The sequence below is a fragment of the Microbulbifer mixtoriginis (SeqCode) genome (assembly GCF_052466695.1).
This window is the reverse complement of record NZ_CP174285.1, coordinates 2,970,879-2,996,467: the sequence shown is the minus strand read 5'-3', so window position 1 is coordinate 2,996,467 and position 25,589 is coordinate 2,970,879. Positions and strand designations below refer to the sequence as shown.

Genomic DNA, 25,589 nt, shown 5'->3' with positions numbered 1-25,589 from the left:
TACGGATACCAGCTTTTCGCTTGGATGTATCCGGCTGCTGAGCCTAGCCGTGAATGCCTGGCAATTTTAACCTCATATTGACTGTTGTGCCCTTGGCTTCTTTAACCTTTGTTGGAAGAACCTTTCTCAGCTTCAGAGCTTACTGTTTCTCAATCGGTGACTTTGGTATTCAAATTCAGGAAATCTAGTCCTCTTGATCCGCTGTTTGTGTGATTGAGGGCTCAGATACCTGGCTTATAAAAAATAACAGCGAAAAGATGACTAAGAGAAAGCAATAATGAACAGTCCATTTCCCCTAAAAAGGCTACTGGCCAGTACAGGCCTTGTACTTGGTACACTATCTAGTGCCCACGTTAATGCCGGTACCGCTTTTGTACATTTATTCGAGTGGAGCTGGAATGATATTGCCAGTGAGTGTGAGAACTTTCTCGGGCCTAAGGGTTTTGATGCGGTGCAAATATCTCCACCCAATGAGCATATCAGCCTGTCCACCTGGTGGGCGCGCTATCAGCCAGTGACTTATACCAACTTAACCAGTCGCAGCGGTACTGAGCAGGAACTGCAAAGCATGATCAATCGTTGTCATGCAGCAGGAGTAAAAGTCTACGCCGATGCGGTAATTAACCATACGGCGGCCTGGAATGGTGGTGGCACCGGTTGGGGAGGCACTCAGTGGACCTTGCTGGACCATCCGGAGTTTTCTGATAACGACTATCACTCTGATTGCACCATTAATAACTACAATGATGCCAATCATGTGTGGAGCTGTCGGTTGAGTGGTTTGCCAGATTTGGATACTGGCTCCAGTTATGTGCAGGGAAAACTCGCTGGTTACCTGAGTAAATTAAAAGGCATGGGAGTTGATGGCTTCCGTATTGATGCCGTCAAGCACATGTCCCCCGGTGATTTACAGGCAATTGTGAATCAAGCTGGCAACCCCTGGGTCTTTTCCGAGGTTATTGGTGCTGCCGGTGAGGCCTCAGAAATCCAGCCTTACAATTATACCTTTCTAGGCCGGGTTACTGAATTTAAATATGGCACTGATGTAGCCAGCAATTTTAACGGTCAGATTAAAAATCTTGCCACTATTGGTGAAAGCTGGGGACTGCTCTCCTCCAGTGATGCCGTTCATTTTATTGATAATCACGATCGTGAGCGGGGCCATGGTGGCGGTGGGAATCTGACTTATCACGATGGGGCCAAATACAATCTGGCCAATGTCTTTATGCTGGCTCATCCCTATGGCTACCCCAAGGTAATGTCCGGGTATAACTTTACCGATACCGACATTGGCCCTCCCAGCAGTGGCCCGAATAACTGTCAAAATGGTGCCTGGGTCTGCCAGCATCGCTGGGGCAATATCGCCAACATGGTAGGTTTTCGTAACTATACCAATGGCACTGCCATGAATAATTGGTGGGACAATGACAACAACCAGATTGCCTTTGGCCGTGGCAACAAAGGATTTGTGGTGATCAATAATGAGGAGGGCTCTCTGAACCAGACGCTCTACACCGGCATGCCTGCAGGGGATTATTGCAATGTGTTGGCGGGCGATAACGAGTGTAGTGGCGAGGTGATTACTGTAGATAGTAGCGGCTATGCCACTTTTAATGTCGCTGCCAACTCTGCCGTGGCAATTCATGGTGGGCAATTGGCGACACCTTGTGGCGATTGCGCAGAACCTGGCTTCCCCAGCCTTTACTTTCGCGGTACCGCCAACAACTGGGGTAGTACAGCATTCGAACAAGTGGGTGATAATACCTGGCAATTAGCTGTGAACTTTGATGGTCAGGCGGACCAGCGCTTTAAGCTGGATATTTATGGTGATTGGACAGAGAACTACGGCGATGATGGTGCCGATGGTACTTTGGATAAGACCGGTGCAGATATTTATACCTCTGTGAGCGGTAATTACCGAATCGAAGTTAACGACCAGAGCCTGAGCTATAGCCTAACTGAAGTTTCCTCACAGCAGGCACCGGTTGCGGTTGTCACTCCCTCAGCAGTAACCGTTGCGGTGCATGAAAGTATCACGTTGGATGCCAGCGCTTCTAACGATACCGATGGCAGTGTGGTGTCTTATAGTTGGAGTAGTGGTGGCAGCAACGCTAGTACTTCCCTGAGTTTTGCCAACGCTGGAACCTATGTAGAAACCGTAACGGTAACGGATAACGATGGCCTGACTGACAGTGCCACTGCCGCCATTACTGTGACTGACCCCAACGGAGGTTATGCACAGAACTTCACGGCACTGCATTTTCGGGGAACGCCCAATAGCTGGGGCACCCAGGCCATGACTCTGATAGCAGATAATATCTGGCGTACTACAGTGGCATTTGATGGCAGTAGCAACCAGCGTTTTAAATTTGATGTAAGCACTAACTGGGATGAAAATTACGGGGACAACAATGCCGATGGTTCTCTGGAACAGGGTGGCGATGATATTTATACCAATGTTGCTGGTACTTATCTTGTTGAAGTGAATGATAAAACACTTAGTTATACCCTGACTTGTGTGGATTGCGGCAGCCATGCCTCTAATTTTGCCTCTCTACACTTTCGTGGAACGCCAAATAACTGGGGAGCTGAGGCTATGCAGTTAGTGGCGGACAACCTTTGGGAAATTTCAGTTAACTTCGATGGTCAATCCCAGCAGCGTTTTAAGTTTGATGTGAGTGGCGATTGGAGTGAAAACTATGGTGATAGTGACTCTAATGGAACTTTGGAGCAGGGTGGTTCTGATATTTACACCTCCGTTACAGGGAACTATAAGGTGCAGATGAATGATCAGACCTTGATTTATAGTCTGGTAGCCCAGTGAATATTATCTAGTATTGATACAGAAAACCCGGCTTCGAGCCGGGTTTTCTGTAATAAAAGACTGTATTTTCTAGTCAATTGTCAAGCTTGAAGATATGGCCTTCAAAGGGGAGAAGATTAAGTGTTATTCTGCCTTGGCCATTTTTGATAACCAGCTGTTGCTTCGCATTGCTGATCTGCCCTTCTAATGCATAGCTGCCGTCTTTCAGTTTCCACTGTTTAAGTAGCTCATTGGGGATCAGCAGTTCGAATTTGCTGGCCTCTCGATCAAAATTTGCAACGATCAAGAGTTTTTCCGTTTTATTCCAGCGCGCAAAGGAAAATTGCTTTTCCCCATAGCCAGTACTTTGCTTGCGATTGTAGTTATGCAAATCTAAATAGTTACCACGTAAGGCAGAGCTTTGCTTGGAGAAGTTGAGCAGGCGCTGGTAGAAGCTGCGCAATTCTTTTTCTTCTTTTGTCAGCAGAGCAGTGTCAAAAGCGCCCTCATTATTCCAGCGGCGCACACTGGGTACTGACCAGTAGTCGAAAATGGTGGTGCGGCTGGCTTTGCCGAAGCCGGCATCTTTGTTGGCGGGCTCTCCTAACTCCTGGCCAAAGTAAACCAGGGTAGGGGCTGGAGAGAGCGCGGCGGATACCAGCATTGCAGGTTTGCCAGCCTCTGGGTTGCCAGAAAATTGTGGGCTGGCAATGCGCTGCTCGTCGTGGTTCTCCATAAAGCGCAACATATGAGAGGAAATATCTATCAGGCTTGCCTGTACCTGTGCGATTTTATCTGTGCTGCCCTTGTTCTCCATGACCGCACGAATAGCGTCGTAAGTGCCGACTTTATCGTAGAGGTAATCCATTTTGCCCAGATGCAGATAATCCCGATAGCGCTCTGGAGTATAGATTTCGGCAAGTAACAGTGTGTTGGGGTTGCGCATTTTGATGGAGGAATTCAGGTAGCTCCAGAATTCTACCGGTACCATACCGGCCATATCATAGCGGAATCCATCGACGCCAAAGTCCAGCCAGTAGTGGGCGATATCGCGGAATTTTTCCCAGGTGTCCGGGACTTTCTTGTCTGCCCAAAACTGGGCGTGGGCCCGGTAGTCGCGCTCGGCATATTCCTGGGGTAGCTCAGAAAAATTCTTACTGTTATCGGGGCGAACGCCAAAATTAATTTTGACGGTTTCATACCAGTCGTGCATGGCAGGTTGTGCACTGCGCGCGCCGTTACCGGTCCATTTGGCTGGACTTTCTATAAACTGCCCATCGACAAGATCATTGGCCTCGCCATTGAGAGGCTGATAACTGTCTTCTGCAACGGGCACACGGAAGTCTTCGCCCACCACATAGTAGAAATTGTTGTTGCGGGCATAGGTAACCTGGGTGTTGTCGCCAGCTCCAAAATCCTGCACGCCTTGGGGCTTATCGAGAGAATGATAGGCGCGGGCTACATGGTTAGGCACTATATCGATAATTACTTTCAGGCCGGCCGCGTGGCTGCGTTCCACCAGTTCGCGGAATTCCTGTAATCGCTCTGCCGGGTGATTGGCCAGGTCTGGGTTTACGCTGTAGTAATCCTTGATGGCATAGGGAGAGCCGGCGCGGCCTTTGACCACATCTGGATCATCGTTACTGATACCGTATTCCGTATAGTCGCCAACGAGCGCGTGGTGCAGGGCGCCGGTGTACCAGATATGGGTGGCGCCCAGCGCGTGGATTTCATTCAGTGCTTTTGGGGTAAAGTCGGAGAACTTGCCCACACCATTCTCTTCGAGTGTGCCCCAGGGTTTGTTGGTACTGTTAGTGTTGCCAAATAAGCGCGGCAGCACTTGGTAGATCACCGCTTTTTTCTCCGCAATTTTTTCAGCGGGCTGTATTTCTTCCGGGCTGCTCTCCTGGCTGCAGCCGGCAGTGCCGAATAGAGCAGCACCTAGTAGGGAAGCCGAAATGAGTTTGGCAATAAACAGGGAATGTAACTTCTTCATTGTTTCCTGATGACTTTAAATTTTTTTGTCAGTGAACAGCGGTTTGCTGAATTAGTGATTTTTGAGCACTAAATCCAGCGGTTCTTTGTGCCAGTCAAATTTAACCAGCAGTTGCTGCTTGCGCTTGTTGTACCAGGCCCCACGGGGTGCCTGAGCAAAGTCTTTTTCACTGTCGAAAATAGGCAGGGATTCGCCGGTAATATTCAGCTGCACGGGCACTTGTTGCCAGTTGTGAATCTTTAAAGTGACCGTGCGGGATTCCGGCATACCGGTATAACCGTCGCCTTCGCGATTAAAGGCGAAGGCTAAACCCTGCTGTTTGTTTTCAGCTGAGAAATGTAGCTTCTCGTATTTGCCTTTTTCAAAAGCCTGCGCGGTAGCGCCATCATCTTCATAAACATAGCGCTCGGACTTTACTGCTGATGGGTGCGCGTAGTAGTCCAGGGCCAGGTTTTTACTGGAGTAATCACGACTGCTGTGGACATCGTCAATGGTGGGAATAATGGCGCCGGCCCGCACCAGTACAGGAATAGTTTTCAGAGTCACTTCTACCAGGGCCTGATCGCCAGAATATTGTTTATCGCTCCAGTAATCGAACCAGGTGCCGCCGGGCAGTTTTACCGCGACCTCATCCACATCTTCTTCCACGACTGGGGCAACGAGGAAATCTTGACCCCACAGGTAGGCATCCTTGTAGTCCAGGAGAGATAGGTCACTTTCGTTTTCGAAAAACAGCGGGCGCATCAGTGGCATGCCGGTCTGGCTGTTTTCGAAGGCGAGGGTGTAGTTGTAGGGCAGCAGGCGATAGCGCAGTTTTACATATTCGCGCAGGATATCGCGGGTGCGGCGGTCGTGGAAAACTGGCTCGGAAGCAATATGCTCCTGGGCGTGCGGGCGGTAAACCGGTTGGAATACGCCGTACTGTAACCAGCGGATGTAGAGTTCGCGGTCAAATTTCTCACCGCCGGCAAAGCCGCCCAGGTCTGAATGGGTGTAGCCAAAGCCCAGCAAGCCCATACTCAGAGCCAATTCCACCTGGGGCTGTAAGCCACCCCATTCCCGAGCGACGTCGCCGGTCCAGGGAATCATGCCATAGCGCTGGGAGCCGGCAAAACCGGCGCGCATCATAATAAAGGGGCGGCGCTCAGGGTGTTTTGCCGTTTGGCGTTCGTGCAGTAATTGCGCCCAGGCGTGGCCGAAGGCGTTGTGGATTTCATCGGCCATACCGATTGCGTGAACGGTATCGGAGGGGTGAACTTCCGGTTCACCCAGGTCGCCCCACCAGCCGGCTACGCCCTGTTCCAATAACCCATCGTAAATATTCCAGAACCAGTTGCGGCCATCTTCGGAGAAGACATCGATCAGGCCGGTATTGCCGAAGTAGAAATCAAAACGCTTGGGCTCTCCGGCCAGGTTTTTCGCCAGGGCATTATTCGCCACGGCTTCCTGCCAGCGTTCGGAGGTGGATAGGACAAAAGGCTCGGTCACCAGGATGGTATTGATGCCGCGATCTTTTAGGTCGGCCATCATTTTTTCTGGCTCGGGAAAGGCCTCCTTATCCCAGGCCAGGTTGCCCATATGGCCTTTGATATCCGGGCCAAACCAGTAGAGGTCCAACACCATGGCGTCCAGGGGGAAATCTTCCTCGGCAAACTTATCCACGGTTGCGCGGACTTCAGCTTCGCTGTGATAGCCAAAGCGGGAGGCGAAGTTACCCAGGGCCCAACGGGGTGGCAGGGGCTGTTTGCCGGTGGTGGATACATAATTTTCCAGCAACTGTGGATAAGTCTCACCGGCTACCACGATGTAAGCGGTGCGCCCGGCTACAGCTTCAAATTGCAGGATATCTTCTTCGTTTGCGCCCAGATCCAGGGTGCCGGTGGCAGAGTTGTCGAACAGCAGAATGTATTTGTTGCTGGACAGTACTGCTGGCAGGGAAAAATACATCTGGTTGGATTCGGTGGTGTATCCGTAATGGGCACGGTTATACAGAGGGAGGCGTTGACCGCGACGGTCCATCCCCATAACCCGCTCTCCGCCACCCAACAGTTTTTCCTCTGGCGACAGTGCGAAACGGAATCCGCGCATCGTTTCGGTGGCAAAGAAACCACTCTCTTCACTCAGGATTTGTTCGCTACCGCGCAAGTACTCGATTCGGAAGGGAGACTTGTGGATGACTGCAGTAAGCGAGCCAGTGCGGTAAACGAGCTTGTCCCCTTGTTGCTCCAGCATCGCCTCGGATCGGCCAGCAGAATTGGTGGCCAACGCGAATGAGGGCAACTGCTTCAGGCCTTCGCGTCGATAGTGCACCGATAGCGCTGACGGACCAACCGGGGTGAGGGTGACCTCGCCCTCACTCGTCTGTAAAGTTAGTGAGTCTTCGCTCATGGTGTGATCGCGGTAGTTGCGCTGTTCAGCGGCCAGGGATTGAGCGCTCAGGCAGAGTGTAGCTGCGAGGCACACCAGGCGCAGGAGTGGGAGTTTTAGGATCATCGCGCGGGACTTCAGTTGCTTGATTAGGATTCACAGTTTCGTGTTGGCCCGACGCGTACGCTGGGCCTGAGTTTATCCTAAAGCGCAGAATCTGGCCCGCATCCTCCCCGGTGGGGGGAGGATGGAGGTCTGTGGTGGGCGTGTCAGAATGGCAAAATAAGCATAACGAGAGATGCGGTGACCCTATGAGCCAATCAGAGCCCAATCCTATTCAACAGCCCCGTCTGCCCTTTTGGCAGGTGTGGAATGTCAGTCTCGGTTTTCTCGGGGTGCAATTTGGCTTTTCTCTGCAAAATGCCAATGCCAGTAGAATCTTGTCTGACCTGGGGGCGGACCTTCATTCTCTATCCCTGTTCTGGATAGTAGCGCCGCTCATGGGACTGATCGTACAGCCGATCGTGGGTTCGGCCTCGGATCGAACCTGGAGTCGCTTCGGTCGCCGCAACCCCTTTATCCTTTTTGGTGCCATCGCCGCAGCCCTGGGGATGGCGTTTATGCCCAATGCCGGGATTGTGGTGGCGATAGTGGCCCCAATTATTTTCGGCGGCGTTATGTTGGCCCTGATGGACGCGGCCTTTAACGTGACCATGCAGCCTTTCCGCGCCCTGGTGTCCGACATGGTGCCATCAGAGCAGCGCACCCTGGGGTACTCGATACAGTCTTTGCTGATTAACATTGGCGCCATCTTCGGCTCCATGTTGCCATTCATCCTGACTAATGTGATCGGTCTGGAAAATACTGCCCGTGCGGGAGAGGTGGCGCCCTCCGTTATATGGGCTTTCTATATCGGCGCCACAGTGCTGCTGGGCAGTGTGTTGTGGACTGTGCTGCGTACCAAGGAGTATCCGCCGGAGCAGTACAACGCCTATAAAGGTCTCGACTCCGCGCAACTTGAGCGGGAGAGACAGCAAAAAGCCCCACTGGCAAAGCGCTTGATCGGTTTTTTCCAGCTGCTAATTAAAATGCCGCGCACCATGCGCCAGCTGGCCCTGGTGCAATTCTTCTCCTGGTTTGCCCTGTTTATTATGTGGGTTTACACCACGCCTGCGATCACTCAGCACGTTTGGGGAGTGGAAGCCAAGTGGTTTGATCCCGCCTATCTGGAAAGCGTCAAAGAAATTCCCGCACATATCGCTGCCGCTAAGGGTGCTGCCGGTGACTGGGTAGGAATTATTTTTGCTGCTTACTCCCTGTTTGCAGCGATCTTCTCTATTGTCCTGGCCCGTTTGTCTCAGGTGCTGGGGCGTAAGCTCACTTATTCTCTATCGCTGGCACTGGGCGGTTTGGGATACATCAGCTTCCTGTTCTTCCAGGGGGGCGATCCCACACAGGTGAATCTGTTGATTACAGAAGTTTCCGTACCCAGTGGCGCCCTGGGATTATTGCTACCGATGGTGGGTGTGGGCATTGCCTGGGCCGCTATTCTGGCGATGCCCTATGCGATCCTCTCTGACTCGCTGCCGGCGGATAAGACTGGTGTTTATATGGGGATTTTTAATTTCACTATCGCAGCCCCGCAGATTGTTTCCGCCCTGGTTGCTGGCTTGATATTGAAAACAGTTTTCGAAAACCAGGCAATTTACATCATTGTTTTGGCGGGGGTGTGTATGTTGCTTGGAGCTATATCGGTGACGCTTGTGAGGGAGAGTTCTGAACCCGAGCCCGCATTAAAGGCAACTACTACAGCTTGATAAAAAGTTGTAAAAGATTGTTAGAAAAGCCCCTGTTAGGGGCTTTTTTATTGCCGGGATTCCAGGTTTTCCCAAAGTTTTCGCATTTATGGGGCTACGGAGTTTTATGGCAGCATTTTGACAGTCTGGTGTGAGCGTACCTAGACTGGGCGGATCTCACCGGAAATGAATTAAGTTATGTCGATATTCCCTGCTATTGATCAGGCATTAGAGGCTTTTGCCAGTTTTGTCTGGGGTCCCCCTTTATTAGTGCTACTCGTTGGTGGAGGCCTCGCGCTATTAATCTATTCTCGTGGCCGTCCCTACCGCCATCTTGGGCACAGTATTGGGCTTTTAAGTGGCCGATATGATGACCCCAATGACCCTGGCCAAGTGAATCACAGCCAAGCGCTATCCACAGCGCTTTCGGGAACCCTGGGACTTGGCAATATTTCCGGGGTTGCCATCGCAATTACGATTGGTGGGCCTGGGGCGATTTTCTGGATGTGGGTAACTGCCCTGGTGGGGGTGGCTACCAAGTTCTATACAGCAACGCTGGCGGTGATGTTTCGCGGTCGCGATGCCTCCGGGGAACTGCAAGGTGGCCCTATGTATGTTATTCGCGAGGGGTTGGGCCGACGCTGGATGCCGCTCGCGGTACTGTTTGCCGTGGCGGGACTCTGCGGTATGTTGCCGGTGTTTCAGTCCAATCAAACCACGCAGCTACTGCGGGAGTCTTTTGCTGAGCCCTTGGGTTGGGTAGCGCCCGGAGGTTCATTCACTTTTGATTTTGTTATTGGCTTGTTAATTGCTGTTGCATCGGCCTATGTTATAGCCGGTCGTATCCAGCGTATCGGTAAATTCTCCGCAAGAGTAGTGCCGGGCATGGTGCTATTTTATCTGGGCATGACCCTTGTGGTAATTGCCAGCTTCTGGGAGCAGGTACCGGCAGCATTTGCGCTAATTTTCTCGGATGCTTTCAGCGGTCAAGCTATTGCTGGAGGTACTCTGGGTTCGGTCATCACAGTAGGGGTGAGCCGGGGCGCATTTTCTAATGAAGCGGGTATAGGCACAGAGTCTTTGGCCCATGGTGCAGCTAAAACCCGTGAGCCCGTTCGAGAAGGCGTGGTTGCCATGCTGGGCCCTATTGTAGATACACTGGTTATCTGCACTTGCACTGCCCTGGTGATACTACTGACTGGCGCTTGGCAGCAGGAAGGGGATATTGCCGGCGTCACCCTGACTGCACAGGCATTTTCTCAGGTGTTTGGGCAGTTCGGCCCAATTTTGCTACTGCTAATGGTCCTTCCGCTGGCTTTCAGCACTATCGTTACCTGCTGGTATTACGGTATGAAGTGCTATGTTTTTCTTTTCGGTGGCCGCTGGCAGGGTCTTTATACTGGGCTCTATATGATACTGATTGTATTGGGTGCGGTGGCTTCTCTGAGCGCGGTCAATAGCATTATTATTGGTATGTACGCCGTAATGGCTGTGCCCACTATGGTTTCCACATTACTGCTGGCACGGCATGTAAACCGTGCAGCGCATGCGTATTTCACCCGTATGGAAGTCGCAAAGCGGGAGGGGGCAGAGTCCTCTCAATAGCAGACGTTTTTCCAGGCAAAGAAAAAGGCGGACTTAATAGTCCGCCTTTTTTATGGTGCCTTTTCACAAGTGTCTAGATTTTACCTAAGGTACAACGGACACCTTTGTGCCGACTCTGGCGTGGCGGTAGAAAATCTTCGCCATATGCCAGGGGATGCGGATACAGCCATGGGAGGCCGGGTAACCGGGTACATAACCGGCATGCATGGTGACTGGGCCATTAATCCGCATCATGTAATCCATTGAGGCTCCGCGGAAGCGAGACCCGGCAGGCTTGCGATGGCGGCGTACATCCACATTACTGCGCAGTACTTGGCCACGAGAGCTTATATAGTGACCGTACAGGTTGGAGCGGTGGCTGTATTTCTTCTGTGAAATACGAAAGTTACCAGTAGGAGTTCGATGGCCTGGTTTACCGGTAGAGACCGGGGACATGCCGGCGAGACGTCCTCCCTTATAGAAGTAGGCCATCTGGTCACTTAAGTCGATCACAATACGCGGTGTACCTTGTACATGGCCTTTAAACCACATATGCCGGCTATTTTGTGGTTGAGCTTGTTGGTATCTGCCGTATCGAGAATATGCCCTTTGGTTCCTGCTGTATCGAGAGTAGCTCCTTTGATTCCTATTGTATCGGGAGTGTCCCCTATACTCTCTCCGGTACCTGTAATCTCTGCTATATCTGGAGTGCCGGTCATAATGCCCTCCATGCCCCTGATGAGCGACATACCTTGAGCCCTGGCGGGAATAGGGATTGGAATAATCCGCAGCATAGGCCAGGGGGGCCAATATTGCCGATCCAACAACCATCAGCGCAGCGGCGAACGAAGCGTTTTTGCGTAGAGCTCCTTGTACCTTTTGTAGGGATGTTTTCTGTCGTGTAGGTATAATTTGATGGTTTTGCAGCGAAGGTCGGTTATGCATTACACACCTCTCTATTGCCAGTGGGCCGTGTAAACAACCATGGATTTAGAGCCTAACCATTGCCTGCCAGGGTGCGGTATCCCTAGCACCCAATCAGAAGCACGGCGCAGGTCAGAGATTTCCCCAAAGCAGCTCCCCGTATACTCGGCCTCAGCTGCGGGATGGGTTAGCACAGGTTTTCACCAATGCAGGTCCAAGGGATGGTAAGGTCCGTGTCTTGGGCCAGTCACATCAAAAAGGAATAAGTGAATTGCTGGTTATTAATCTCACAGACATTTGCAAGAATGGTTTGCGAAGGGATTGATAGGCGTTAGAGCTCCAATCTGAGGAATTATCTTAAAGAGACTTCTTTAGCGGGGTCTTTAGCCGATAAAGTACCAGCGGATTTGCCACATTAGTGAACTATTCACTAGCGGGATCAGGGGTTAATTTATGGAGCGTTTATTTACCTATGGCACTCTTCAGCAAGAGAATGTACAACTGGAGACTTTTGGCCGTAAGTTACAAGGATCTGAGGATACTTTAATTGGTTACCAGCTTTCTGAAATAAGAATTATAGATCCACAAGTTGTGCAAACTAGCGGCAAGGAGTTTCACCCCATACTGAAGTACACAGGGCGTTCTTTTGATACGGTTGAGGGTACAGTTTTTGAAATCTCTGCCGAAGAGCTTGCTCAGTCTGATGCCTATGAAGTGGATGCCTATCAGCGGGTTGCCGCCAAATTGAAATCTGGTATAGAAGCCTGGATTTATGCTGAGGCAAACTAAAGACGTCATTTACTAAGGTAGTTATGCTTTTATTAGAGGGCATAGGGAGGTGTTTCACAGGGGGGGATGGCCGAGGGGATGCGGATACTGCAGATCAGGCCAGCTTTTTCTCGATTTCTCTGTGAATCAATAGATATGAAACAATATTTCGATAAAGGCAAGAAGGGCCTGGTTGACCTTTCCCGTAAAGTGCCAGCTGAAATCACCGGCAGTTTAAAAGTTTTTCAAGAAGTAGTTGCCGGACTGCCAATATTTTCTTCTGCGGAGCGCAGTGAGAATTTTATGCAGAGATACGATGAAAAACATTACTTTGTGATTCCCTATCAGCTCTCACAAACTGGCTTTACTCTGCACACAATGCGTTGTTTACCTGATGATGCCCCAGAGGTAAATGATCTACCCAAACGCCGAATATTTCACTTTCCCAACTCCCATTATGAGGGGAGTTTACGTAAATTTATGGTGGAGAGCGCCGTAGAGTTATCCCTGGAAAGGGGAAATTCTGGAAAGAGTTCGCTCGAAAGACTGGCGGATGATATCGACAAACTCGATAGAAAATTGACCGTTGGTATGCTGTTAGTTGGGGGTGTTGCCGCAGTGTTTAATCCCCTGATCGGTGCCGGGCTGGCAGCCAAGGCGGTGCTGCCCGGTATGAGTGGCCTGGTCAATAAATTCGGCTTGCGCCCAGCCGGAGAAAAGCTATCGGAATTACAGAGCAAAAAAATGCTTCGTCAGGCAGAGGAAGATGTTGCCAAGCAGTTTTCCGAATCGAATACCCTCAAGGTGATCAATCCTATTCTGCAAGAATTGGAATTAGCGCTGAGAACCACTGAAGCCCAGCACGACCCATTGACCGATCCCAATTTAGCCGATGGCTCAATCCCTGAGCTGGATAGCGAGCGCTGGCGCGAGTTGACCGAGCGAGCGGTTTATCATGTATATAAGGATGTGTATCGAGATAAGAGACTGGCCAAAAAGGCTCAATTGGGGCCGGAGGATTTGCGCTGGTTTGAGGTATTGTTTGCGGGGATAAAGTAGCTTTAGAGTTTTTTAGAGATAAATTCAGCAGCCGATTTGGCTGCTGAAAAAAGTAAGAGCGGTCTTTAGAAATTGTAAGTTAGTCCCAGGGAGGAGAGGCTGGGCTTTTGCTCATCCATTTCGAAAATAGTGTGTTCCAGGCTTAGGCTCCAGTTGTTGTAGCTCCAACCAGCGGAAACACCATAATAGAGGTCGCTACCATCAGTAGACTCACTATTAGCTAAACTTTCATTATAAGAAATATCATCAAAGACTTGAGAGAAGTCATCATTCCATTCATATTTTGCATTGAAATTTCCCTTTCTTTTTAATTCTGCATCCCATGTTTGATATCCAGCACGAATGCCAGCATAAAAATTTTTACTGACATCGGTGGAGAGGAACATGCCCAGCATTTTAGTTTGGGCGTTAAGTACGGCCTTATAGCTATAGTCGTAATAGTAAGTTCCGTTCATGTCAGGAATTACATCATTATCACTTTTCTTAGCTTCAGCCTCGCCTAAGTCTGCATAGCCGCCTTCGATGGCAAGAAAATTATTGAAGCGGTATCCCAGTGTTAAAGACCAGCCGTTAGGATCTGAGAGTTTTGTTCCGAACAGTTCCTGAGCTTCTTGTGAAGAAACATCTGTATCTACCTTTCCATAAGATGACTTAAGGTAGAAGCTGTTTTCCATTGCCATAGTATTGGATGCGGAAAGAGCGATAACGGAGCTGAGAATAAATCTTTTCAAAGGATATCCTTACATCAATATAAAAGACCACCTACCTGGATAAGTAGGCAGCGGTGAGTATTTTGTGGTGATGAATTGGCAGAGAGGTGAAGTATCAAATTCTGTAATGCATTTTTTGAAGTTTGGTAAATGCGTACCAGTTATCAATTTTGGCGCATAGTGCAGCATTAGGTGCGCTTAGTCAATAATTATCCATTACTATCGATTACAGTCTCTTGAAAAGTCAATTTCTCTGTAAACCAGGAGGCAATGGTTGCGTTAAACAGTTGTATTCATAACAAACTGTGAGACCCCCAATGAGTAAATATATTAGGTTGGCTGTTTTTCAATCAGTATTCTTACTGTTTTTAACAGGTATTGTCCCTAAGGTTTTTGCGCAGGAAGATGATGCTGTTCAATTAGTACTCAGCGCTCACCCAGAGAACCATCTAATGGTGAATGCCAGCGTGATTACTGCGGAAGCGGCGAGAGTGGCAATAAGGTTTAAATCTGCAGATACCAGCCGACGACGTACAGATTATAGTGAGCCAGGCACAGACCACGAAGTAACCGTGGTCGGCCTGCGCGCTGATACTACCTATCGGTTTACTGCGGTTGCACTTTTAGAAAGTGGTGAGGTTGTTCACAGTGAAATCGTAGAGTTTAAAACAGGGTCGGTGCCTGAGGGGGTCCCCGCTGTTGGGCTTTTGAATAAAACGGTTAAGTCCGAGGGTGGCATCACTATCTTCGCGCCATCAGCGGAGAGGGATAGTACTTTCTGGGGATTTGATGAAGAGGGAGAGGTTGTTTGGTATCTGCACGGTGATGTTCCATTAACTGGTGCCCCAGTAGCGAGAAACCTACAGGATGGGCGTTTACTTTTATTACTCAGTGGGGAGGCCCGAGTAATCTCCTTCTCCGGAGAGGTGTTGTCCTCTTTCGAATTGCCGAGTTATCACCACGATGTCCATTTGCTGGAGAATGGCAATCTGTTGGTGTTAACCAACGAAACTGGCCAGTTTGGTGAGCATTTTTTACAAGGAGATGCCATTTTGGAAATCGATACTGAAGGGAACACAGTTTGGCGATGGTCAGCATTTGATCACTTGGATACCAGCCGTTTCCCCGGTGCTTTGGCCAGTAGGGTTTTGGATAACGGAGCCCTTGACTGGAGCCACTCTAATGCACTGCATTATGTTCCTCAGGATAATTCCATTTTGCTTTCTAGCCGCTCTCAGAGCTGGGTGGTCAGTATTGATCATCAGTCTGGTGCGGTAAATTGGATAATGGGGAGGGATTCAGATATTGAGAGCGATTTGAAGGATAAATTCTTTACACTACATACTGGTTCCTGGATGGCTTCGCAGCATGCGCCAATGTTGACAAGTAATCATGAAATTCTGATTTACGATAACAGAAATGAAGCTGAGTTGAGTGGCAATATCTACAATAGCCGTGCAGTAAAGTTTCTGCTCAATACATCGACAATGAGTGCTGAGCAAACCTGGGAATACATAGCGCCCAAGTATACTCAATCATTGGGTGATGTTGATGAGCTTGCCGGTGGAAATATATTACTATGTGCCGGTGGCCCATCGGATATCAGTACGGGGAGTGATCGCAATGCTTACTTGATAGAGGTAACATCGACTAGCCCAGCGGAAACTGCGTGGGAATTAAAAGTGTACGATAGCACGATTTACCGAGCAGAGCGTGTTAGTTGGTCGGAAATGTTGACCACCAATCCTGTTTTTAATTTTCCTGAGTAATGACACAAGCGTTTAGGGGGAGTGGTCCTTATAGTTTTTTAATTCAGTGGGAATAGATTTTTTTTCACTGCTGATGAACCTTATAAATGTACTGCCCTTTTATGATTCAAGTGTCTCCTGTTACTTTCTGAATATTCTCCTTGGCCCACACTAATTTTGTTGTGGGCCTATGATTATTTATTCTGCTGGAGAAAATCGTATGTTTTTAATCGGAAGTATGCTGATATTTTTCGATTCTTGGTTCTTTAGCTAAAATTGGTTCTAACTCTTTTAATGATTCTTTTAAATGGGGCTCATCCCAGTGTTTTCTTTCACTTTCTTTTGAATCCCATATCTCTAACGTCATAAAGGTATCTGTTTCCTCACTCGAACATAAAATCTGATAACTCAAACATCCGCTCTCCTTTTCAGAGTTCGCTGCCAGTCTTGCCAGAATGTTCTTAGCTTTCTGTGTTTCTCCAAGTTTAGACTTCACTTTTGCCATTACATATAGATTGGGCATTGTCGGATCTCCAGATATATTTATGAATTGCGTTTTACCACTAGTAAGATGCCTGTAATCATCAGAATAAATCCAATAATTCTTTTGGGGTCCAGGCTGGTTTGTTGTGCGCCAAAGAGGCCAAAATGGTCGATGGTGGCCATAGCAAAGAGCTGGCCAAGTAACACAAAGGATATAGTATTGCCAACGCCGTATTTTGGTGAAACCCAGGTGACGCTGAGTACGTAAAAAGCAACTAATATCCCGCCAAGATAAAGGTGCCAGGAGATATCTTTGTGAAAACCGGCTATTTGGAAACCTTCAGTTTTAAATAAGTAAATAATAGAGATGGTCAGTCCGACAAAAAACAAAATCGTCGTAGCGAGAGCAGAGCTGCCAAGCTTCACACCTAGACCGCTATTTAACGTGGCCATCACCGGGATGCCGATTCCGGCAATTAACATTAGCGACGGATAAAGAATAGAGCTAGGCACTGCTGGAACCTCACGGAAGGGGTTTTAAGGCTATAACTGCTCATGTAGATGAGTTGTGTTGACTCACAATGGAAGCTGAATGGTTATGGAAAGCTGGCGCAGGGACATCAGTTTGCGCCAGCATTATTGATTCGTTATAAACGGCTAGTTTATTAACTGCTTAACGATCGCTTTACCAACAGCATGTGCACTGGCTGGGTTTTGTCCAGTAATCACACGGCCATCCTCGATGACAAATTCCTGCCAGGGTTGCACTTTGTTAAATCGAGCAGATTTTCTGCTGATAGCCTCTTCAAGCAGAAAGGGGATATCTTCAATGGTGCCAAAATCGATTTCTTCTTCTCGGGTAAATGCAGTCACAGACTTAGTTGCCAGTAAGCTTTCACCATTGCTCAAAGTGATAGGCAGCAGGCCAGCTGGTCCGTGGCACACGGCAGCAAGTACGCCGCCATTTTCATAATGCTCTGCAGATAACTTGGCAAAGTCCTCATTGCTTGCTAAGTCGGAAAGTAGACCAAACCCACCTGGGTAGAACACCGCATCGTAACTAGCAGTATTCAACTGGTTTACTGGAATAGTGTTGTTGACACGGTTCTGGAAGTCTTCATCGGCCAATACCTGGCTGTTGACCTCATCTCCTTCAATATCTGTACCGTAGAGTGGTGCTTTGCCACCTTTAATAGAGGCAATATCGTAATCAATGCCATTTTCTTTAAGTACATGCACGACGTGAGTCAGCTCAGGGGAGTAGGTGCCATTAGCTTGGTCGGTTTCCCCGAGGGTTGCATGGTTGGTTACGGGAATAAGTACTTTCTTCATGAATCTGTCCTCTGTGTTAAGCATTCAGTGGGGAGGATTCTAGGTTGTCCCTGATTAGATGATAATATGAGATTTCTGTGAAATACTTTTGCTAAATAGCAATAATGGTGGGGTATGGATACATTTGACGGTGTAGTCGAATTTGTTGCTGTAGCTGAGTGCCAGGGTTTCTCTGCGGCCGCCAAGCAGCTGGGGTGCAGTACCAGCCATGTGAGCCGGCAGGTGGCTCGCTTGGAGGAGCGTCTGGGGAGTGCGCTTCTGGCTAGAACAACGCGCTTGGTCAGCCTGACTCAGGCTGGGGCTGTTTATTACCAGCGCTGTAAAGAGCTGGTTGTGGGTCTGCAACAGGCCAATGAACAGCTAAGCCTGCAGCAGTATGAGCTGAGTGGCACGTTGCGCGTGAGCTGCGCTGGTTTATTTGCTGAACAGTATGTGGCTCCAGCACTGATGAATTTCGCCTTACAACACCCTGACTTAAAGATCGACATTGATTTCAACAGCCGAATGGCCAATTTTGTAGAGGATGGTATCGACTTTGCGATCCGTTATGGCCGCCTTGAGGACTCTGGGCTGGTGGCTCGCAAGCTGGCTGGACGCCAGATGATGGCAGTTGCCAGCACTGAATATCTTGATCAATTCGGCAGGCCAATCCACCCACAGGATTTAAAGTCGCACAGTTGTATTGTTGCGAATAATGAGAACTGGATATTTGATATAGAAGGCACCGAGGAGTCTATTCGCGTTAATGGACGCTGGAGAAGTAATAATGCCCATACAGTGGTTAACGCATGTGAAAAAGGCCTAGGTATTGCCTATATGCCAAAAAGCAGTTTTAACCGCTCTATAGAGTCACAGCTATTAGAGCCCGTACTGGAGCCTTTTTGGGGGCGCGGAGCCAGCAGCTGGATTGTGTATCAGAATCGCCGCTTTTTACCAATACGAGCGAGAATGGCCATTGATTATCTAATGGATCACTTTTCTAGTTGGCAGGAGTAAATATGATAAATATTCTAGAAAACCTTCCGAAAAACACTGAGGTTGAGCACTTCCAGGACATCGTAAAAAGTGATGCTATACGAATTGAAAGAATTGTTTCATACGGACAGTCTTCACCGAAGGAAGGTTGGTATGATCAGAGTGAACACGAATGGGTGCTTGTACTGAGTGGTTATGGTGTGGTGGAGTTTGACTGCGGGGAGATATGTCAGCTGAAGTCTGGTGATTGCTTATTGATAAAGGCTGGAAGAAAGCACCGGGTGATTAAGACATCCTCTGATGAGGCGACGGTATGGTTGGCAATATTTTATCGCGAATAAACTTAAAATGAAGTTCAAAAATAATTGAATTTTGTAGTTTAAATATATCTTCTGTTAACCAAATTTTTTGTAATTTGTAAGTTTAAATTCTTTAATTAACTTCTCTGCACCTAAGCTATGGGTTATTTCTCTTCGATACACCAAGCAGATTTCATCTTTGAAGCCTGGTTGGTCTTTACTAACCCATTGAAGCTGATTTCTTCCAATTGTTTGAGCAACTCGACCAGGAATAATACCGACCCCGACCCCCTCAAGTGTCATATTTGTGATCAGTTCGTGGCTAGAGGAAGTAATATATTGTTTATATTTGTTATTTTTTTCCATGTTTTTTATCAGCCAGTCTGTTTGCATCAGCGCTGGGTCATAAATTAATACGTCCCTAGACTGTATTTTTTCAGGGTTATGCCAAAAACTCACCATATCATGACAGAGGTGCTTTATTATCAAATCAGGATGGGATACGGGATTTACCACAATGCCGATATCAATTTTCCAGCTGATCACTGATTCGACAATTTCCCGAGAAAGCGCGTGTTGGAAGCTTAATTCGATACCTGGATTTTGAGCAATGAATCCGGCTAGCCTTTCAGGCAGCATATGTAGTGAGATGGAGCTGTGACACCCGATAGTGAAGTGACCAACAGCTTCTTTGTTTTCGCGCAGCGCTGAGTACTTTACCTCATCCCAATCATCAAGTAACTGTTGAGCACTTTTTAATAGTCTTAACCCTGCACGAGACAATTGCACACCAGTTTTTTCTCGTATGATTACTTCTGTACCAAGCTGTCTTTCCAGCCTCTTGATAGCCGCGCTTAAACTCGGCTGCCGAATCCCTAATCTCTCTGCAGCTCTTGAGATATTTTTTGTTTTAGCAACTTCAATAAAATAATTGAGTTCATCAGCGTGTGGAAACATAGGTATAACTTATTTAGCCACTTAAAAAGCCAGTGTGTTTAAGTTGAGTCTACATCGACATTTATTTTGTTGCCATAGATATTGCCTATGGCAACCAGCGACGACATCTATTTTTCAAGTTTCAACTCCCATGCTAATTTCTTCGCCTTCCTAGTATTCAAATTATTTCTGGAGTCAGGGTGTCTACATCATCTCTAAGCTATCCGGCGGTAGCGAATGGTAGTGCGGTAACTTATGAAACTAATTTCAATTCAGTTTTAACTTTTCCTCTACATGCTTGGTATGAGTGGGGATACTTACATAATCCAATTACTGCGAGTGACATAGACCTTTCTAGAGTTAAGCACTCCTATGCATTACTGCAGGAACAGCTTGGAGATGATGGAAACCCTATCTACGGTTTGCACACAAGTTATGGAGAGAATGAACGCAATCGCTTAGATCCAAATCAGTGGAAAGAGACACAAGTCAATCTTCTGGAGTACTTAAGAGTTGGTGTTGGTGCGCCATTACCGAAATCGGTAGTCAGGCGTGCATTAAAGTTACAGGCTCTAAAAACAGCGCACGGCTTATCTGGTATCCATCCTTCCACTTATCAAGCACTTCTTAAGCTGGCCAACAGTGAAACGCTTCCGAGAGTACCTCGAAAAGGGAGCCTTGGAGCCAGTGGTGATTTGATTTCCATGGCCCATGCTATTTCACCACTATTTGAACAAGGGCCAAGAGGCCCCCGTGATGTCATTGGGCTTGTAAATACCAATGCTATGATGGCTTCCTGGGCTATTGAGCATGATTATCAGCTAAGAAAGCTATTAAGAGATTGTTTCAAATCTGTGGCATTAACCTCCATGGCCATAGGGGCGGGAGATGAACACTTCTCCGAAGGGTTGAGCTACGGAGAGGTGCACGGTAGTTATGCTCGTGCTGGCCAATTACTTACCCTGTTACGACGTGATTACCTGCGCTCCTCAAGAGTTATCGAGGGTGAAAAAAGCTTATTACAAGCCCGATATTCTGTTCGCTGTGCCCCCCAGATATTAGGCCACTGCCTTGACCTATTGGATTATTCAGAGGCAAAAATTCGTTCCGAAGCCACTGCCGTTGCAGATAACCCTCTAATTCTTGAATCAGGTCCATGGCATGGCGGATTGTTTTATGCAATTGGATTGGCAGCTTCTGCCGAGTTTATGCAGGAAATTATCCATCGCTTAGCCGAAATGCTTGATCGACAAATATTGATTTTGATGGATCATCGCTTGAATGGAGGACTGCCGGATAATTTAAATGCCGAATCGTTTAACCACTGTAAAGGAATTCATCAGTTATCGTCGGCTCTATTCCAGGAAATAAAAGCTAGATCGACACCTGTGCGTCAGATGAGTTTCTCGTGTGAAGGAAATAATCAGGATTTGGTTCCCTGCGGAATGACTGCTCTCAATAATATCAGTGACCAACTGGATAGTTTAAGGGAAATTATTCGAGCAGCGACTTTTTGCTCAGCTAGGGCAGCAATAATGCGTTCAAGTGGCGATTTGCCAGAAGCATTAAAATTAGTGAATTGGCCGCAATATACAACATCTCAATTAGAGAGCATTCTATGAAATTTAACTATTTAACAGGAAATTTTGGTATTGAGATTTCCGCTAAAGAAATTTCTGAATTAGATCTGGACACTAAGAAAACATTAAAAAATTTATGGCTTGAACATGAACTTTTAGTTATCCGAGATATGGACCTGGATACTCAGGCATTTGTTAGGTTCTGCAGCTTGTTTGGGGAGCTTCAGAAGAACTATTTCTTCTTTCAAGGTCACTCAGAGGGTTATCCACAAGTTGCTAAAATTATTAAAGAGCCTGGTGAAAAGAAAAATACAGGAGGAATATGGCATCACGATCAGGGCTATTACTCCAACCCGGTAAAAGGTATCGCATTGTACGGTATTGATATTCCTCCTAGGGGTGGTGATACCCTATTTACAAGTTCAACGCTTGCTTATGAGAATCTGTCAACTGTAATGCAACAGTTAGTCGGTTCACTCAATGTGATACATACGACAGAGTTGATGCTTAAAAAACAGCCGCTGAAGAAATCAGTAAAAGGTAAAGATGGAGATGATTCAAGTATAGAACGAGCACTAAAATTGATGCCACTAGAATCTGCTATACATCCAGCAGTCTGTAAAAATTCTGTAACCGGTAAGCCTTTTCTCTACTTAAACCGAACTACCACCTCGCAATTTGAGGGAATGACATGCGATGAGAGTATGGGGCTTTTGAATTATTTATTTCAGCATATAGAAAAACCAGAATTCAATTGTCGAGTGCAATGGCGTCCTGGGACCTTGGTTATTTGGAATAATCACCAAGTCTTACACTATGCCGTCAATGATTACAATCAACGACGAGAATTACATCGTGTACATTTTTCTGCTGAAAAACCGATTAAGTACTATAAGTGATTAATTGGTGGATTTTATGAATTATTATGAGCTACGAGCTGAATTTTTACATGTCAATAGTCAGCCTGAAATTGAAAGGCAGAGTTTAAAAGATGAACAGGTGAGGCGATTATTGCGAGAATCCTTTGAAAAATCTGATTATTATCGCAAGCTAATTATAAATAATAACATTGACATAGAGGAAATAAGAAGTTTTGAAGATTTATATAAGCTACCGATTATAAGTTCGGAAGTATTTTCAACTTCTATGTCAGAAGTTAGTATGAGTTATGACAATATTGTTCGTTATTGCCATACTTCAGGCAGTACCGGTGCACCCAAGCGCGTGCCTTATACACGTAAAGATATTGAGCTGGCAATAATCTCTCAGGCTCGAAGCTATTTGCTTGCAGGTGTTGAACCATTCGATAAGTGTTTATGTGCAATGACTTATGGTCCTTGGCCTAGTGGGATGATCTGTCATGCTGCCAGTGAAATTTTTGGTCTCACTATTCCTGCAGATTCTTTTCTAGGAATTGATCATCAGCTACAGAGTCTACAAAAAGATAAGCTGAATTATATGGTTTGCTTACCTTCATTGTTACCGAGGCTAGAGCGTTACTGTCTGGAAAAAAACATATCGCCCGCGTCTTTGAGTGTTAGGAAAATATTCGTAGTGGGTGAATTGTTTTCAGAGACTTTTCGGAGTTACTATGAGGGGGTATTCAACGCCAAGTTGATTAACATGTATGCAAGTACGGAATTTGGGCTAATAGCGAGTGAATGCCAATATCATAACTTACATGTCTGGGAAGATTTTTTTCATGTAGAGGTTATTGATCCAGATACGGGTAAGTTATGTGAAGATGGCGTTACAGGGGAATTAGTAATAACAGCGCTGAAACGTGAAGCTCTTCCTCTGATTCGTTTTAACACACACGATTTGGTTGAAATGTATAAGGAGCCATGTGAGTGTGGCCAAACTGGAGCCTATTTGGGCCCCATCAGAGGGCGTCGCGATAATATGTTCACAATCAATGGGGGAAATATATATCCAATTGTGTTGGAAAATATTGTTACAGCCATTCCTGGACTCAGCTCCTTTTACCATTGCATTATTGATAAGATTGATGGGCACGATCAATTATCATTTAAAATTGAAGCTAAAGATAATGTTGATGATCAGGAGAAAGAGTATTTGGCGGGTGAGTTTTATAGAGAGTTGACTAGTTTTGATCTAACGCTTCGTATGATATTCCTTGGGCTTGAGTCTGCGTCAAGACTAAATATAGATATCCTGCAGCCTGGTATAATTAGTCAGAAATCAGGGAAGATTAGAAAAATTATAGATAGAAGGTGATTTCTGCATCATCAATATCTTTTCAGTTTGTTGTTTTTGTGGTTAAGTGTTCCCCCGTATAGATGTAGTATCTCGAGTAAGGTTGAGGCTGGCTTAAAGTTAAACATTGTTGGTTTGATAGGTGTGAATTTGGGTAAGCTTTACTTTTTTATTAATAAAAATAAAATTTCATATGGGGTGAGCTCATGTTCAGATGTTGGATTTTTGCGTATTTATTTTTGATGTCCTCTTTTTCTTTGGGGGTAGAGGTTGACAAGTCACCATTGATAGTTGGCGATTCGATAAGCTTTTCATCCGCAATCTTAGATGAAAAGCGCATGTTGAATGTTTACCTACCAGCGAGTTATCAACGCGACACTAAAAGAAGTTACCCGGTAATCTATCTTTTAGATGGTTCTATGAATGAAGATTTTGTTCATATAGCTGGTTTATTGCAATTTGGATCCTTTTCCTGGATTAATATGCTACCGGAGTCGATTCTTGTTGGAGTCGTAAATGTAGACAGGAAACGGGATTTTACATTCCCCTCAGCTAAGAAGCTGGATAGGCAAGAGTTTCCAACCTCTGGTGGTTCGGATAATTTTATAGGTTTTCTTGATAGAGAAGTTCAGCCTCTAATTGAAAATAATTATCGTGTAAATGGAGATTCTACTTTGATTGGCCAGTCCCTTGGGGGGCTTTTGGCTACAGAAATTCTATTTAAACATGCAGATCTCTTCGATAATTACATCATTATTAGTCCAAGCTTGTGGTGGAGCGGAGAGTCTCTTTTGAAACAAGTTCCTAAAGATTGCTGTGATGATAAGTCGGTCTATGTAGGTGTGGGGAAAGAAGGGGAGGTCATGGAGCGGCTGGCAAGAACTTTATTCAATAAGTTAGATGGTAATAAAAATAATATACACTTCGGTTATTTTGAACAGCTGGATCATGGTGATACGCTGCATCTTGCTGTATATGATGCATTTGATAAAATTTTTAATGCTAAATATTTAGGTGATAAAAAGGATTAATTGTGTGCAAGTAGGCAGTAGTATTATGTCCTGATTTGTTGATCAAGTGGTTCTATATTTTAAGATCATTTGTTTTTTGAAGGGAGGGTATTTATTAGCCCTTCCTGTAGCTCTTTTTTGTCCAGCTGGTGATATTTCCTCTTGATTTCATTGATATCCACGCTGGGCTTGGGAAAAGTCATTTTTAAGGACTCCATTGCATCTGCCACTATGGAGGCAATCGCAAGATTCCTAAACCATTTGTGGTTTGCGGGAATAACAAACCATGGAGCATGAGAGTGGCTGCATTTTTTTAGGATATCCTCAAAAGCCTGGGTGTAGGCATCCCAGTAGCTTGCCTCCGTATAATCGCTCTCGCTGATTTTCCAGTGTTTGCTTGGGTCATCAATACGCTGTTTAAAGCGTTTCAGTTGTTCATCTGCATCAATATGCAGGAAAAATTTTAATACCAGGGTGTTGTGGTCGGCTAATAATTGTTCGAAGTGGTTGATATGATCGTAGCGCTTGGACCAGATGCTCTCTGGTACCATATTATGCACCCGTTGAATTAATACATCTTCATAGTGGGATCGGTTAAAAATCGCCACATGTCCCTGTGCGGGGGTGACTTTGTGACATCGCCATAGGAAATCATGGGCGGCTTCTTCTTTAGAAGGCTGCTTGAAGCTGGTCACTGTACAGCCTTGGGGATTCATTGCTCCAAGCACATGATTAATCGTGCCATCTTTCCCGGAGGCATCCCGACCCTGCAGGCAGATCAATAGAGAGCGCTTGTGCTCAGCATACATAAGATACTGCTGTGCGCGAATTCTTTCATCCAATTTATCAATGACCGGCTGAGCCTCTTCGCGATTGTTATAGCAATCTTTAAAACTGGCATCGATCTTATCTAACTGTATCTTGCTGCCAGGTTTCACCTGGAATGCTTCGAAGCAATTCATAGTTTTATTTCTTCATGATAAGTTAAATGATTTATCCATA

The 25,589-nt window shown here is 46.6% G+C and carries 22 protein-coding genes; 12 read left to right on the top strand and 10 right to left on the bottom strand.

The annotated features are described in order from the left end of the window. Positions 1 to 277 precede the first annotated feature (277 nt). Positions 278 to 2,824, top strand: a complete 2,547-nt coding sequence (locus tag ACJJI0_RS12985; RefSeq protein ID WP_444882915.1) for an alpha amylase C-terminal domain-containing protein — start codon at positions 278 to 280, stop codon at positions 2,822 to 2,824. Positions 2,825 to 2,897: 73 nt separating this feature from the next. Here ACJJI0_RS12985 and ACJJI0_RS12980 read toward each other — a convergent pair whose 3' ends face one another. Next, a complete protein-coding gene (locus tag ACJJI0_RS12980; RefSeq protein WP_444882914.1) occupies positions 2,898 to 4,799 on the bottom strand; it encodes an alpha-amylase family protein in 1,902 nt (633 codons plus the stop codon). A 51-nt stretch (positions 4,800 to 4,850) separates the two neighbouring features. Then, complete coding sequence (locus tag ACJJI0_RS12975) at positions 4,851 to 7,292, bottom strand: glycoside hydrolase family 31 protein (protein ID WP_444882913.1); 2,442 nt, start codon at positions 7,290 to 7,292, stop codon at positions 4,851 to 4,853. Between the two features lie 185 nt (positions 7,293 to 7,477). Between ACJJI0_RS12975 and ACJJI0_RS12970 the strand changes: the two genes are divergently transcribed. Further along, positions 7,478 to 8,983, top strand: coding sequence for an MFS transporter (locus tag ACJJI0_RS12970; protein WP_444882912.1), 1,506 nt, complete (start codon positions 7,478 to 7,480; stop codon positions 8,981 to 8,983). Between the two features lie 177 nt (positions 8,984 to 9,160). After that, the gene (locus ACJJI0_RS12965; RefSeq protein WP_444882911.1) at positions 9,161 to 10,567 is read left to right on the top strand and encodes an alanine/glycine:cation symporter family protein; all 1,407 of its coding nucleotides are present in this window, start codon (positions 9,161 to 9,163) and stop codon (positions 10,565 to 10,567) included. Between the two features lie 84 nt (positions 10,568 to 10,651). On the opposite strand, the gene ACJJI0_RS12960 is transcribed toward ACJJI0_RS12965, so the two are convergent. Then, positions 10,652 to 11,038 (bottom strand): L,D-transpeptidase family protein, encoded by a 387-nt coding sequence (locus tag ACJJI0_RS12960; protein ID WP_444882910.1) that lies wholly within the window; start codon positions 11,036 to 11,038, stop codon positions 10,652 to 10,654. A gap of 17 nt (positions 11,039 to 11,055) precedes the next feature. Further along, positions 11,056 to 11,295, bottom strand: coding sequence for a hypothetical protein (locus tag ACJJI0_RS12955; protein WP_444882909.1), 240 nt, complete (start codon positions 11,293 to 11,295; stop codon positions 11,056 to 11,058). Between the two features lie 628 nt (positions 11,296 to 11,923). Here ACJJI0_RS12955 and ACJJI0_RS12950 point away from each other — a divergent pair. Both ACJJI0_RS12950 and ACJJI0_RS12945 read left to right on the top strand, forming a co-directional pair. Beyond that, positions 11,924 to 12,259, top strand: coding sequence for a gamma-glutamylcyclotransferase family protein (locus ACJJI0_RS12950; protein WP_444882908.1), 336 nt, complete (start codon positions 11,924 to 11,926; stop codon positions 12,257 to 12,259). Positions 12,260 to 12,394: 135 nt separating this feature from the next. Next, complete coding sequence (locus ACJJI0_RS12945; protein WP_444882907.1) at positions 12,395 to 13,297, top strand: hypothetical protein; 903 nt, start codon at positions 12,395 to 12,397, stop codon at positions 13,295 to 13,297. 65 nt (positions 13,298 to 13,362) lie between these two features. On the opposite strand, the gene ACJJI0_RS12940 is transcribed toward ACJJI0_RS12945, so the two are convergent. Beyond that, the gene (locus tag ACJJI0_RS12940) at positions 13,363 to 14,028 is read right to left on the bottom strand and encodes an outer membrane beta-barrel protein (RefSeq protein WP_444882906.1); all 666 of its coding nucleotides are present in this window, start codon (positions 14,026 to 14,028) and stop codon (positions 13,363 to 13,365) included. A 296-nt stretch (positions 14,029 to 14,324) separates the two neighbouring features. On the opposite strand from ACJJI0_RS12940, the gene ACJJI0_RS12935 reads away from it, so the two are divergent. Further along, on the top strand, positions 14,325 to 15,776 hold the full coding sequence (locus tag ACJJI0_RS12935; protein WP_444882905.1) for an aryl-sulfate sulfotransferase: 1,452 nt from the start codon (positions 14,325 to 14,327) through the stop codon (positions 15,774 to 15,776). Positions 15,777 to 15,981: 205 nt separating this feature from the next. Here ACJJI0_RS12935 and ACJJI0_RS12930 read toward each other — a convergent pair whose 3' ends face one another. The 3 genes from ACJJI0_RS12930 to ACJJI0_RS12920 form a co-directional block, all read right to left on the bottom strand. Then, complete coding sequence (locus tag ACJJI0_RS12930) at positions 15,982 to 16,278, bottom strand: putative quinol monooxygenase (RefSeq protein ID WP_444882904.1); 297 nt, start codon at positions 16,276 to 16,278, stop codon at positions 15,982 to 15,984. Positions 16,279 to 16,298: 20 nt separating this feature from the next. After that, entirely contained in the window at positions 16,299 to 16,751 is a 453-nt protein-coding gene (locus ACJJI0_RS12925) for a DMT family transporter (RefSeq protein ID WP_444882903.1), read from the bottom strand. 144 nt (positions 16,752 to 16,895) lie between these two features. After that, on the bottom strand, positions 16,896 to 17,570 hold the full coding sequence (locus tag ACJJI0_RS12920) for a type 1 glutamine amidotransferase domain-containing protein (protein WP_252083466.1): 675 nt from the start codon (positions 17,568 to 17,570) through the stop codon (positions 16,896 to 16,898). 114 nt (positions 17,571 to 17,684) lie between these two features. Between ACJJI0_RS12920 and ACJJI0_RS12915 the strand changes: the two genes are divergently transcribed. Together ACJJI0_RS12915 and ACJJI0_RS12910 are read left to right on the top strand one after the other, a co-directional pair. Then, entirely contained in the window at positions 17,685 to 18,566 is an 882-nt protein-coding gene (locus ACJJI0_RS12915; RefSeq protein WP_252083465.1) for a LysR family transcriptional regulator, read from the top strand. 2 nt (positions 18,567 to 18,568) lie between these two features. Continuing rightward, on the top strand, positions 18,569 to 18,886 hold the full coding sequence (locus tag ACJJI0_RS12910) for a cupin domain-containing protein (protein ID WP_444882902.1): 318 nt from the start codon (positions 18,569 to 18,571) through the stop codon (positions 18,884 to 18,886). 54 nt (positions 18,887 to 18,940) lie between these two features. Here ACJJI0_RS12910 and ACJJI0_RS12905 read toward each other — a convergent pair whose 3' ends face one another. Next, complete coding sequence (locus tag ACJJI0_RS12905) at positions 18,941 to 19,801, bottom strand: LysR family transcriptional regulator (RefSeq protein ID WP_444882901.1); 861 nt, start codon at positions 19,799 to 19,801, stop codon at positions 18,941 to 18,943. Between the two features lie 179 nt (positions 19,802 to 19,980). Here ACJJI0_RS12905 and ACJJI0_RS12900 point away from each other — a divergent pair, with 179 nt between their 5' ends. From ACJJI0_RS12900 to ACJJI0_RS12885, 4 genes are all read left to right on the top strand, one after another. Beyond that, positions 19,981 to 21,402 carry an aromatic amino acid ammonia-lyase gene (locus ACJJI0_RS12900; RefSeq protein WP_444882900.1) on the top strand — a complete coding sequence of 474 codons (1,422 nt, stop codon included), beginning with the start codon at positions 19,981 to 19,983 and terminating at the stop codon, positions 21,400 to 21,402. After that, positions 21,399 to 22,259, top strand: a complete 861-nt coding sequence (locus ACJJI0_RS12895; RefSeq protein ID WP_444882899.1) for a TauD/TfdA dioxygenase family protein — start codon at positions 21,399 to 21,401, stop codon at positions 22,257 to 22,259. The genes ACJJI0_RS12900 and ACJJI0_RS12895 overlap by 4 nt, the downstream gene beginning before the upstream one ends. Positions 22,260 to 22,275: 16 nt before the next feature. Then, a complete protein-coding gene (locus tag ACJJI0_RS12890) occupies positions 22,276 to 23,598 on the top strand; it encodes a phenylacetate--CoA ligase family protein (protein WP_444882898.1) in 1,323 nt (440 codons plus the stop codon). Positions 23,599 to 23,783: 185 nt separating this feature from the next. After that, entirely contained in the window at positions 23,784 to 24,608 is an 825-nt protein-coding gene (locus ACJJI0_RS12885) for an alpha/beta hydrolase (protein ID WP_444882897.1), read from the top strand. 65 nt (positions 24,609 to 24,673) lie between these two features. Here the strand turns inward: ACJJI0_RS12885 and ACJJI0_RS12880 are convergent, their stop codons facing one another. Then, the gene (locus tag ACJJI0_RS12880; RefSeq protein ID WP_444882896.1) at positions 24,674 to 25,549 is read right to left on the bottom strand and encodes a polyphosphate kinase 2 family protein; all 876 of its coding nucleotides are present in this window, start codon (positions 25,547 to 25,549) and stop codon (positions 24,674 to 24,676) included. Between the last annotated feature and the right edge of the window lie 40 nt (positions 25,550 to 25,589).